Source organism: Acetatifactor sp., assembly GCF_982438285.1.
The window spans coordinates 1-10,596 of sequence record NZ_CEWDFQ010000082.1; the positions used below are offsets into that span (position 1 = coordinate 1).

At 49.2% G+C, this 10,596-nt stretch carries 14 protein-coding genes; 3 read left to right on the forward strand and 11 right to left on the reverse strand.

Annotated elements, in window-relative coordinates; all coding sequences use genetic code 11:
• The coding region (locus AC1WIP_RS05885; RefSeq protein ID WP_481140951.1) for a cupin domain-containing protein at positions 1-190 on the forward strand (190 nt) is incomplete at its 5' end.
• A gap of 57 nt (positions 191-247) precedes the next feature.
• Here the strand turns inward: AC1WIP_RS05885 and AC1WIP_RS05890 are convergent.
• The 3 genes from AC1WIP_RS05890 to AC1WIP_RS05900 all read right to left on the reverse strand — a co-directional run bounded on the left by AC1WIP_RS05890 (position 248) and on the right by AC1WIP_RS05900 (position 2,121).
• Positions 248-391 (reverse strand): hypothetical protein, encoded by a 144-nt coding sequence (locus AC1WIP_RS05890; protein WP_481140952.1) that lies wholly within the window; start codon positions 389-391, stop codon positions 248-250.
• Positions 392-485: 94 nt separating this feature from the next.
• Entirely contained in the window at positions 486-1,316 is an 831-nt protein-coding gene (locus tag AC1WIP_RS05895; protein ID WP_481140965.1) for an SIR2 family NAD-dependent protein deacylase, read from the reverse strand.
• A 7-nt stretch (positions 1,317-1,323) separates the two neighbouring features.
• Positions 1,324-2,121 (reverse strand): protein-ADP-ribose hydrolase, encoded by a 798-nt coding sequence (locus tag AC1WIP_RS05900; protein WP_481140953.1) that lies wholly within the window; start codon positions 2,119-2,121, stop codon positions 1,324-1,326.
• Between the two features lie 285 nt (positions 2,122-2,406).
• Here AC1WIP_RS05900 and AC1WIP_RS05905 point away from each other — a divergent pair, with 285 nt between their 5' ends.
• Complete coding sequence (locus AC1WIP_RS05905) at positions 2,407-2,724, forward strand: winged helix-turn-helix transcriptional regulator (protein WP_318703711.1); 318 nt, start codon at positions 2,407-2,409, stop codon at positions 2,722-2,724.
• Between the two features lie 12 nt (positions 2,725-2,736).
• Here the strand turns inward: AC1WIP_RS05905 and AC1WIP_RS05910 are convergent, their stop codons facing one another.
• The 5 genes from AC1WIP_RS05910 to AC1WIP_RS05930 are packed head-to-tail and all read right to left on the reverse strand — an operon-like array spanning position 2,737 to position 6,439.
• Positions 2,737-3,156, reverse strand: coding sequence for a GNAT family N-acetyltransferase (locus AC1WIP_RS05910; protein ID WP_481140955.1), 420 nt, complete (start codon positions 3,154-3,156; stop codon positions 2,737-2,739).
• A 12-nt stretch (positions 3,157-3,168) separates the two neighbouring features.
• Positions 3,169-4,038 carry a carbon-nitrogen hydrolase family protein gene (locus AC1WIP_RS05915; protein WP_481140956.1) on the reverse strand — a complete coding sequence of 290 codons (870 nt, stop codon included), beginning with the start codon at positions 4,036-4,038 and terminating at the stop codon, positions 3,169-3,171.
• Positions 4,039-4,094: 56 nt separating this feature from the next.
• Entirely contained in the window at positions 4,095-4,670 is a 576-nt protein-coding gene (locus AC1WIP_RS05920) for an HDIG domain-containing metalloprotein (RefSeq protein WP_481140957.1), read from the reverse strand.
• Positions 4,671-4,720: 50 nt separating this feature from the next.
• The gene (locus tag AC1WIP_RS05925; RefSeq protein WP_481140958.1) at positions 4,721-5,950 is read right to left on the reverse strand and encodes a glycoside hydrolase family 28 protein; all 1,230 of its coding nucleotides are present in this window, start codon (positions 5,948-5,950) and stop codon (positions 4,721-4,723) included.
• 9 nt (positions 5,951-5,959) lie between these two features.
• A complete protein-coding gene (locus AC1WIP_RS05930; RefSeq protein ID WP_318703705.1) occupies positions 5,960-6,439 on the reverse strand; it encodes a methylglyoxal synthase in 480 nt (159 codons plus the stop codon).
• Between the two features lie 182 nt (positions 6,440-6,621).
• On the opposite strand from AC1WIP_RS05930, the gene AC1WIP_RS05935 reads away from it, so the two are divergent.
• Entirely contained in the window at positions 6,622-7,230 is a 609-nt protein-coding gene (locus AC1WIP_RS05935) for a histidine phosphatase family protein (protein ID WP_481140960.1), read from the forward strand.
• A gap of 4 nt (positions 7,231-7,234) precedes the next feature.
• Here AC1WIP_RS05935 and AC1WIP_RS05940 read toward each other — a convergent pair whose 3' ends face one another.
• The 3 genes from AC1WIP_RS05940 to AC1WIP_RS05950 all read right to left on the reverse strand — a co-directional run.
• The gene (locus tag AC1WIP_RS05940; RefSeq protein ID WP_481140961.1) at positions 7,235-8,293 is read right to left on the reverse strand and encodes a DUF5688 family protein; all 1,059 of its coding nucleotides are present in this window, start codon (positions 8,291-8,293) and stop codon (positions 7,235-7,237) included.
• A gap of 146 nt (positions 8,294-8,439) precedes the next feature.
• Positions 8,440-10,305, reverse strand: a complete 1,866-nt coding sequence (gene recQ, locus AC1WIP_RS05945) for a DNA helicase RecQ (protein ID WP_481140963.1) — start codon at positions 10,303-10,305, stop codon at positions 8,440-8,442.
• A partial coding sequence (locus AC1WIP_RS05950; protein ID WP_481140964.1) for a TIM barrel protein occupies positions 10,298-10,596 on the reverse strand: 299 nt, incomplete at its 5' end. The genes recQ and AC1WIP_RS05950, both read right to left, overlap by 8 nt.

Genomic DNA, 10,596 nt, shown 5'->3' on the forward strand with positions numbered 1-10,596 from the left:
AACTCTTTTAAACTATCAGCAAAGAGTAAACAGTAATTACGCTGTAATCATTCCCGCAGGAACATGGCACAATATTGTCAATATGGGGAAGACACCGTTAAAGCTGTATTCCATTTATGCACCGCCGCAGCATCCGTTTGGTACGGTTCATAAAACGAAAGAGGCTGCAGAACAAACCGAAAAATATTGATTATTTCAGCAAAAGAAAAGCCCAGTATTCCATACCATATAGAATTCGGGGCTTTTCTTATTCCATTTTTATGTTTTCATCTGTATTCTCTAACGAAATTTCACCTCCCCGAAATTGACCCAGGAGTACGCCGCCTTCGGCTTCCGGTACATCATCTTTCCGAATCAATTGCTGAAGACAGGCATTTCTTTTAATTTCCATGCCCACTCCCTATTTTTGTGCAAATACACTATTGAAAATACATTTTTCTTCGAAACATTCAAGTCAATACAAAATGATACAGAATCTGTTGTTTTTACTTTAGTTTTTTTAATATCTCTCCAATATCGCCGTTAATGCAGATGGACCGTCCTTCAATCTCCTTTGGCGCACAAGCCTCTCCAAAATTTACACAGGCATAGACTGCCTTCGGATTCTGGTACGTCTCTTGCCAAAAAGGATACTTGATAATGCCAGGGGTGTTCATGCCTACCCCCAATTCCAGATAAAGCACTCGCATATTTTCATGCCTTCTGACAAAATCGCTGTACCTTTCCGAAGCCTGATACCAGCCCATGTCCTGGACAAAGGAATTATCCGCACGAAGGTTCATGGTCATAGGCTCGCCGCAGACCGGGCAATGAGGGATCAAATCTGTGGGTATACGCATATCCCTCTGCTGCTCCATCATTCTTCGGACTGTTTCCTCGTTGTCATAGGTCTTGTCATGACAGGGTTTGGAGCACTGCCACAGTCCGTAGTCCCCCTGGGTATAAAACAGCCGCTTCTTGTCAAAGCCGGCCTTTTGGAAGCAGTGGTCTACATTGGTGGTAAGGACAAAATAATCCTTATCTTCTATCAGCTGATACAAATCCTGGTACACCGGCTTTGGCGCGTCCTGATAGCGGTTGATAAAAATATACCGGCTCCAGTAAGCCCAATACTCTTCCAGGGTGTCATAAGGGTAAAAGCCCCCGGAATACATATCGTGAAATCCATACTTTTCTGCAAAGTCCTCAAAGTACTGATGAAACCGCTCTCCGCTGTACACAAAGCCAGCCGAGGTGGAAAGCCCGGCTCCTGCGCCGATTAAAACGGCATCCGCATGGTCAAGCGCTTCCTGAAGCTGCCCTATGGCAACTCTCATTCCACTTTCACGCTTCAACATCTGTCACCCCCAAAATTCTTTCATAGATTTCCCTGTCCATATCCTTAAATACATTAAATATGACGCGAATATTATAATCACCTGCGTCCAAAAAGGATTTTACTGTCTCCACTGCAAGTTCAGCCGCCTTCTCATTGGGAAAGTGAAACTCTCCCGTAGAAATACAGCAGAAGGCAATACTTCTGCAGTCCTTTTCCACTGCCAATTCCAGACAGGAACGATAGCAGGACGCAAGCAATTCACAATCCCGTTTCGTTACATCGCCGTAAATAATAGGTCCCACCGTGTGCAGAATATATTTTGCAGGCAGATTGAAGGCAGGCGTGATTTTAGCCTTCCCTGTGGGCTCCTCATGTCCCTGTTTCTTCATAATCTCATTGCATAAGAGCCTCAGCTGGATACCGCTTCGGGAATGGATGATGTTATCAATACAGGAATGGAGGGGATGAAAGCAGCCAAGCAGCGCACTGTTGGCGGCATTGACAATGGCGTCAGCCTTTAAGGTTGTAATATCCCCCTGCCATAAAATAAGCCTGTAGTCTGAGGGGACAGGAGACAAAAGGGCACTGTCAAAAACGCCCCGAAGCTCACATTCCCTGTGCAAATATTCGTCCTGTATTTCTAAAAACTCCTGGCTGACTGGCTTTGGCATACGCACATTCATCAGACCGCGCAGCAGGTCTTTTTGCTCTTTCTCCTGTGCCGGGATAGGAATTTTTTCATATTCCGGTTTCTCTGCCAGCAGTTGGCGGATCAGATAAATCCGTTTCTGGTCATGTGTCATGATCGTGCACCTCTTTCCTTTCTTAACTTCCCATCTGTAAAATGATTATAGACCGCATTTCCGCCCCTGTTAAGTACGCACTTTTTGGTAACTTACTCCCCACAAAGGTAACCTTTTTATATCCTTTGCCCCAAATCCATTAAAAAAACCGGCTGCTGCCGGTTCTGCTTCTTGTTTTCTTTTGCATATAGAATTATAATAGGTTCATAAGGACAAAAAAGGAATTAAGGGCATTTTGTTATAGTACTTGCCTTTTGGAAACAAATAGAAATTGGAGGTCTGTCGATGGAAAAAACATTGCCTGCATGCCCTGTGGAAACCACTCTTATGCTTATCAGCGACCGCTGGAAGGTACTGATCATCCGCGATTTGCTGGAGGGCACAAAGCGTTTCGGGGAATTAAAGCGGTCTGTGGGAAACATATCCCAGAAGGTTTTGACCGCAAATCTCCGTTCCATGGAGGAAAGCGGACTTCTCACCCGCAAGGTATATGCCGAAGTGCCGCCCCGGGTGGAATACACACTGACGGAAACCGGCTACAGTCTGAAGCCCATTCTTGACGCCATGGTGGAGTGGGGAACCCAATACCAGCAAAAATTTTAACAGAGCGGAAAATCAGTTCAGCTTTTTAAACATCCACACATGAGGGCAGCCCTCCTCAAAATCAGGAGCGCCGTATTCTGCATAGCCTTGTTTTTCATAAAAGGGCTCTGCCTGTTTTTGTGCATGCAAAATCACGGTCTCGCCTCCAGCTCTTTTTATCTGCATCTCAGCCTGTTCCAACAGCTTTGCGCCCAAATGCTGTCCCCTGTACTGCCTAAGCACCGCTATCCGGCCAATGACATATTGCTTCCGCTCCCTGTCCAAAAAGAAGCGGCAGGTTCCGGCCGCCACTTCGCCGTCAAATAGAATCAAATGCTTTGCGTAATCATCGATTGTATCAAATTCCTCTTGAAATCCCTGCTCCTGCATAAAAACCATTTCTCTGATTTTTCTTGCCTCTTCCGGCAAAGCGTCATACACTATAGTGCGCATTTTCGTTTCCTCTCAAAACCTTTTTTCCCTCACAAAGGGTTCTGTGACCTCCTGAGAAATCAATAGCTGATATTTTTCAGGATGCCGGTAAGCGTTGCCGTGAACCTCCTCGCGGCGGTATCTCCGCAGCGTATCCAGATCAAATTCCGCACAGTAAATCCCTTCCTCCTCCCCAGCCTCCAAAATGCAGGTGTCCCTGGAATCAGCAAGCTCCGGCAGATAGGCGACGCCGTCAAAGGCGGAGGAATGCCCGTTGCAGTCCGGCCAGCCTTCAGGATAATTACAGGTGGCAATTCCCATCATATTTTCGTAGGCTCTGCCCCGCAGCTGGGAAAGACGATTGATCTCCATAGGACAGGCATTGGGCACAAGCACGATTTCCGCCCCCTTCAGCATAAGGATTCTGGCGCTCTCAGGAAATTCCCTGTCAAAGCAGATCATGGCGCCGATCTTTACCATTCCCTCCGCTGTATCCAGATCCGTCACATAAAAATCATCTCCTGCAGTGAGCCTGCATTCCTCCCCAAAATCACAGGTATGCACCTTGGCATATTCCAGAACCTTTTTCCCATGGCGGTCAAATAGCGCCATCGTGTTTCTGGGAAGCGGCTCCCAGCGCTCCAAAAAGGTTACAGCTATAGCCATATCAAGCTCCTTTGCCAGACGGCCAAAGGACATAACAAACTCGCCGTCCGCCGAAACAGCCTCCTGCCTGAGTTTCTCCACATCCTCTGAAATCTGATAGCCGCTGCTCCACATTTCGGGAAACAGTGCGATATCTGCACCCTTTTTCTTGGCCTTGCGGCACCATTCCATTCCAATTTTGTGATTTTCCTCCCGGGAAGCTCCCGGGAGAATCTGCAGTAACGCCACCTTTAGCATAATGGATTATCCTTCCCTTTATATGACTTTTTTCAATCGGTTTTCCTCAAAGCCTTCTACAGCGTCCCCCTAAGGCCGATCTCATCCGCCCGTTCCTTCATGCCCTCAATGGCCTCCCGCATCACGTCATCCATATCCATGCCCAGCATCTCGCAGCCCTTTTTTATGACCTCTCTGTTTACCCCAGCGGCAAACGCCTTATCCTTAAACTTCTTTTTCAGGGATTTCACCTCTAAATCCAGCACGCTCCTGGAAGGGCGCACCAGACAGGCCGCATTGATCAGTCCTGCCAGCTCGTCCACGGTATAAAGGGTCTTTTCCATTGGGCTCTTTGGCTTTACATCCGTGCACAGCCCATAGCCGTGGCAGCTCATGGCGCGGATGTAGACCTCATCAATGCCGCGCTCCCGCATAATCTCCTCTGCCTTTTTGCAATGCTCCTGGGGATACTTCTCATAGTCCAGATCATGCAGCAGCCCGGCCACGCCCCAGACCTCCTCATCCTCCCCGTTAAGCCTTGCAAAATGCCGCATAATGGCCTCCACAGCCAGAGCGTGACTTAACAGCGCAGGCGTTTTCGTGTATTCCGTAAGCAGCTCCCAGGCTGCCTTCCTTTCCAGTTTCTTTTCCATTATCGTTCTCCCTTCCGAAGCGTCACACAGACCACTCCTTTTCCTTTTGGCTATTTCACAGCATTTTCCCCTTGACTTTTCCTGCCTGACACCTGTGTGTCCACAGACTGCAGATTTTGGATGTTTTTCGTCTCCATGCCATATTCTCCCGAAGCCTTCACATTTTCGAGGAAAATATTCCTATAGGGCATTTCGGGAAGCCCACAGAGATACACCCCATAGCCCTCTTGTGTATCCACTGTAATATTCTTAAAATAAATACCGTCCACCTCAGGGGTCGTCTCATCCACCTTTACGGGTGCATCCCAGTCAAATTCTTCCTCCCCGTAAAATCCATCCGCATAAATGGCTCCCCGGAACCATTTTGTGGCCTTCACTTCTCTATCTCTGTTGACCAGCGTACAGTTTTCAAAATGAATATTTCTGATGTAACCGCCTCTTCCTCGCACCGCCTTAATGCTGGCAAGGCTGAAGGTATTTTCAAAGGTACAGTTTCGCACAAAAACATCCCGGACGCCCCCAGACATTTCGCTTCCCACCGCCACGCCGAAGCCGCTTTTAAAAACGCAGTTCTCCACAGTAACATTGATGGAGGGGAGCCCTATACGCCTGCCCTCCGCATCTCTTCCCGATTTCACCGCAATACAGTCATCCTGGCTGGCAATCAGGGAATTGCGGATCAGCACATCCCGGCAGGAATCCACATCGATGCCGTCTCCATTGAAAATCCCCTGATACTTTTCCCCGTTTTCATCGCACTTGCTGTGCACGGATATCCCATCCAGCAGCACATTGTTACAGTAGATTAAATGCAGGCACCACGCCGGCGACTGGCGTATGGTCACATCCCTCAGGGTAACATTTTTGGCATTCCAGATACAGACGGCACGCCCCCGTTTCCCCTTATTTTCCTCCATTTCCAGGGCAAACAGCTCCACACCGTTGGCGTCAAGAACGCCCTTTCCCTCTATTGTAATGTTTTCACAGGGGGCTCCGTTGGTGTTGATCAGGCTCGCATAACAAAGCTGCATAAGCCCCTCAAAGGGACAGCCCACAACCGGAAAATCCCGGATATCTCCGCTGCCCTTAAGCCTTGCGCCCTCTTCCAGAAACAGCGTCATATCACTTTTTAAAAACAGGGCGCCGGTGACAAATTCCCCCTTAGGAACATACACAATGCCCCCTCGGCCGCAAAAATCTATGGCCCTTTGTATCGCCTTCGTGCACACCATGCCTCCGTCCGGCACAGCTCCAAAGTCTGCTATGTTAAGCCGCTGCATATCCGCTCTTTATGCCTCCTGCATGCTCTGTGCCCGCAATGCAATATTCTTGTTGAAATTAATTACATCATGGTCATAGCATTCATTCATCAGGCTGGAGTGCACCAGAAAATCCGCCGTGGCCTTATTGTTGGCAATGGGAATATCATACACCTGGGCAATGCGCAGAAGGGCCTTTACGTCAGGGTCATGGGGTGCAGCCGTCAGGGGGTCGGAAAAAAATACCACGAAGTCTATTTTCCCCTCCACAATCTTTGCTCCAATCTGCTGATCCCCGCCCAAGGGTCCGCTGTTGTAGCCCTTTACGGGCAGCCCTGTCTTTTCCGTGATCATCCTTGCCGTAGTGCCTGTTCCACACAAAAAATGCCGTCTCAGAATTTCCTCATTGTCCTGGCACCACTTTATCATTTCCTGTTTTTTGCCGTCATGGGCAATCAAAGCAATGTTTTTCTGCTTGCCGATAGTAAGTGTAATATAATCCCTTTCCATACCTTCCCGCGCTTCCTTTCCTGTTTTGACAGTCAATGCCGTTTTATCAAATTTTAACCTCTTTCCTGCCTTTTGTCGAGTCCCTGCATAGACGCTATTTTCATTTTGTCCGGAAGATGCTATGATAGAAGCTGCTGAGGAAATAGACAGAAAAACTGTTTTCCTCTGAAAGGAGCACACCTATGATCATTTACCTGATACGCCACGGAGAAACCGACTGGAACAAGGCCTTCCGCTTCCAGGGGCAGTCCGATATCCCTCTGAACGCCTCCGGCATTGCCCTTGCAAAAAAAACCGCAGAAGCCTTAAGAACAGTTCCCTTTGAAATGGCCTTCAGCTCTCCCCTGTGCCGGGCTCTGGAAACTGCAAGAATCATAATCGGAGACCGCCAGATTCCCCTGTCCACAGACGACCGGCTCAAAGAAATCAGCTTTGGTATCTGGGAGGGCACCGTAGTCCCGCCCCAGATGAAGGAGGAGGACTCCAATCCTCTCTACGATTTCCGGAAAAGGCCGGGACAATATGTACCCGGTCAAAATGGGGAATCCTTCCACAGTCTGTATCAAAGAAGCGCATCCTTTCTGAAGGAGAAAATTCTCCCTCTGGAAGGGGTCTGTGAAACTGTCCTGATTACAGGACACGGCGCTCTAAACAGAAGCATCCTAAACACCATAGCGCAGATTCCTCTGGAGGATTTCTGGCATTTTTCGCTGAAAAACTGTGCAGTGTCACAAATTTCACTGAAAAACGGTCATTTCCGCATCTTGGAGCCTGGCAGAACCTATGATTAGCGCCCTAAACCTCTATGAGCTCATTTCTCGCCCGGCAATAGCGGTATACCTTGTCGGTGAGCATTTCCCGGCGGTCAAATACAGCGTTGGTATGCTGGATGGCCGCCTTCATCTCTCCCAGAATTTTGTGCTGTACCGGATGAATTACCGCCTCGTGTATGCTGGTAAATCCCACATAAAAGTCCCCATCCAAAAGCGCTGCCAGACGCTGCCTTACGCCAGGATAGAAGAATGCAACGGCTCCGTTTAACCATCTCACCGTGGTAAGCCGGTATCCGCACATTCCCTCCTCCTGAGACTGGGGATGGATTTCTATGCTGATTTTCCCTTCCTCCTCCATAAAAATTCCATCCTTCCAGTCATAGGAGGAGCGGATATCCATGCCGTGATAAAGCCTGGGCGGCATCTGGGCAAAGGTATTCAGAAGGGCTCCCGTGAGAGCTTCTTCAAAGGATACACCCCATCTTTCCACCATGCCCCTGGTAACCTTCATGGTCATAAAATCCTCTTCCAGATCATAAAGCAAAGCATACAGCACCAGACCGATTTCTCCATAACTCCAATAAACGCAGTGCTCCAGCTCCTCTCTGTTTTCCCATATATTAAGGGGCCTCAAAATGAGCCTGCCGCAGTTTTGCTCATAACCCTTCTCCCACAGGGACGCCTGGGGTTCCTGTCCCCTGCTGCCCTGAAGCTTCATAGCAATTTCCGGCAGAACGCTCTGCCAGCCCTCCCGCAGAAAGCGCTCATACAAGGCGCGCACCTTCCAGCAAAGGATTCCGGAGTATGCAGGTGCCCTTCCTTCCTCTTTGCGCTCCGACAGAGTATTTGCCTGCAAAGCATTTTCTGCGGGAGCATACTGAAGCAGCACAAGCAGCATATCCTCCTTGACGACAGCGTCCTTTGCAGGCGCTGCATTTTGATTCATAGCAGCGATAGCCCCCATGACCTGCGGCTCCCGGCACACCGTTCCCTTTTCCACAAGCCTTGCCGTTTTTCCCCACAGCCGGGCCTGGTTCAAAGCATTGCGGTACAGTTCCTTCTTAAATTCTTCATAGGTCATAATCCTTCTCCTTTTCACAAAATTTTATAGTATAAAATGGGTACAATCGGCGAAAAGCCGTTGAAAACAGGTGTGACAGCACATTCTGTGCGCCATCCTGAATGAGAAAAGACAAGAGCCCTCAGAAAGCTCTTGTCCTAAGACTATCACAACACCTGGTCTTTGTCCAGAAAAATTGCAAGAAATCTTCTGCCGTATTTCTCAAATTTATATTGTCCCACTCCTGTTACCTGAAGCATCTCCTCTTTGCTTTTTGGCTTTACCACCCCCATATGCTCCAGGGTCTTATCGGAAAAAATCAGATATGGGGGCACCCTTTCTTCTCTGGCAATCTCACTGCGCAGTGCCTTCAGCCGGTCAAACACAGGCCTTCGCACGGAAGCGGTGCGTCCTTTTCCCCGAAAATCTGCTCTCCTCTTTTCTTCTGCAAAAGCCTCCCTTTGCCACAGCTCTTTTTCTTCTTTAGGAAGCTTTGCAAAAATGCGCTCTCCCTTTTGAGAAATCCAGTCCGATTTGTCTGTCAGCTTCAGGACGGCATACTGGTCATCCGTGGACGCCAGATATCCCTGACACAGCAGGTCGTTTAGTACACTCCGAAGAATCTGTTCCGGTGTGCCCGCCAGTGCTCCGTAATATAGGTTGTAATTCATGCGGTATTTTCTGATTCTGGCCGTATCTGCTCCCCGCACCGTATCCAGAATCACGGTGATCCCAAAACGCTGTCCGCAGGCCGAGACACAGCCCACCAGCGCGCCGGCTATCCTTGTCACCTCCACCGTCTCAAAGGAGGAAAGACAGCTGCTGCAGTTTCCGCAGTCATGAGTGCCCTGCTCTCCAAAATATTTTAAAATATAGTCTCTCAGGCAATGGTGGGTAAAGCAGTACCATGTCATTTTTTTAAGACGTTCTCTGTCCTTTGCCTGAACCACCGCCCTGACTTCTTCCTCCAGCTCTTCGTTTTCCTGACTGTTTTCAATCAAAAACTGGTTAGTGACCACATCCTGTCCGCCGTAGAGCAAAATACATTCTCCCGGCTCCCCGTCTCTGGCACAGCGGCCTGCCTCCTGATAATAGGACTCCAGATTCTTGGGCATATTGTAGTGCACCACGTATCTTACATTGGATTTATCAATCCCCATGCCAAAGGCATTGGTGGCAACCATAATAAGCTTTCTGTCATAGGTAAAATCCTCCTGGCTGATCCTGCGCTCCTCGTCGGAAAGTCCCGCGTGGTACCGGGTAACGGAAAATCCCTCCTCCTGCAGCCTTTCGCACACCTCCTCCACCAGCCTTCTGGTGGCACAGTACACAATCCCGCACTGTCCCGGATGTCTTTCAATAAAGCTGCGGGCAGCCGCGTACTTATCTTTCGGACTGTATACCCCCAGATACAGATTGGGTCTGTCATATCCGGTGGTCACCACAAAAGGCTCCTGCAGCTTCAAAAGAGAGATCACATCCTGCCTCACCTCTTTTGTAGCAGTGGCTGTAAAGGCTCCCACCACAGGCCTGGCGGGAAGCTTTTGGATAAATTCCGCGATTTTTAAATAGCTTGGCCGAAAATCCTGTCCCCACTGTGACACGCAGTGAGCTTCATCCACCGCTACCATGGAAATGACCGCATTTCTGGCAAAGTCAAGAAATTCCTCTGTCTCAAGCCGCTCCGGGGCCACATAGATAATGGAATATCTTCCCTGTGCCGCATACCAGAGAGCCTTGCGGTATTGTCCATAGGTGAGAGAGCTGTTTAAATAGGCCGCATGCACTCCTGCCTGGTTCAATGCCTCCACCTGATCCTTCATCAGAGAGATCAGCGGAGAAATCACCAGCGTAATTCCCGGAAGCATCAGCGCCGGAACCTGATAGCAGAGGGATTTTCCCGCCCCCGTGGGCATGATACCCAGCACATCCCTGCCGCTTAGCAGACTGTCTATCAGCGCCTCCTGTCCCTCCCGGAAGCTGTCATAGCCAAAATATTTCTTTAAAACCGCACGCTTTTCCTCTTTACTCATAAAGCCCCCTGAGCAAAGCGATCTCAGCCTGATACCCCTCCAGCTCGTTTGGCGTCTCCAGATAAAAGGGCAGGTCCCTCAGTCTTGGATGATTGATGATCCTGCCAAAGGCCGCAAGTCCGATCTCTCCCTGGCCTATTTTTGCATGCCGGTCCTTATGGCTGCCAAGACCGTTTAAGGAATCGTTTAAATGAACTGCTTTCAGCCGCTCTAATCCCAAGATTCTGTCAAATTCCTCCAGAACCTGATCCAGCTTTCCTGCAATATCATAGCCGCCGTCCCATACATGGC

Coding starts and splice junctions, on each gene's coding strand:
- AC1WIP_RS05905 (WP_318703711.1), top strand. CDS start 2,407: ATGGAAAAAACATTGCCTGCATGCCCTGTGGAAACCACTCTTATGCTT.
- AC1WIP_RS05890 (WP_481140952.1), bottom strand. CDS start 391: ATGGAAATTAAAAGAAATGCCTGTCTTCAGCAATTGATTCGGAAAGAT.
- recQ (WP_481140963.1), bottom strand. CDS start 10,305: ATGAGTAAAGAGGAAAAGCGTGCGGTTTTAAAGAAATATTTTGGCTAT.
- AC1WIP_RS05935 (WP_481140960.1), top strand. CDS start 6,622: ATGATCATTTACCTGATACGCCACGGAGAAACCGACTGGAACAAGGCC.
- AC1WIP_RS05930 (WP_318703705.1), bottom strand. CDS start 6,439: ATGGAAAGGGATTATATTACACTTACTATCGGCAAGCAGAAAAACATT.
- AC1WIP_RS05915 (WP_481140956.1), bottom strand. CDS start 4,038: ATGCTAAAGGTGGCGTTACTGCAGATTCTCCCGGGAGCTTCCCGGGAG.
- AC1WIP_RS05920 (WP_481140957.1), bottom strand. CDS start 4,670: ATGGAAAAGAAACTGGAAAGGAAGGCAGCCTGGGAGCTGCTTACGGAA.
- AC1WIP_RS05895 (WP_481140965.1), bottom strand. CDS start 1,316: ATGAGAGTTGCCATAGGGCAGCTTCAGGAAGCGCTTGACCATGCGGAT.
- AC1WIP_RS05925 (WP_481140958.1), bottom strand. CDS start 5,950: ATGCAGCGGCTTAACATAGCAGACTTTGGAGCTGTGCCGGACGGAGGC.
- AC1WIP_RS05910 (WP_481140955.1), bottom strand. CDS start 3,156: ATGCGCACTATAGTGTATGACGCTTTGCCGGAAGAGGCAAGAAAAATC.
- AC1WIP_RS05940 (WP_481140961.1), bottom strand. CDS start 8,293: ATGACCTATGAAGAATTTAAGAAGGAACTGTACCGCAATGCTTTGAAC.
- AC1WIP_RS05900 (WP_481140953.1), bottom strand. CDS start 2,121: ATGACACATGACCAGAAACGGATTTATCTGATCCGCCAACTGCTGGCA.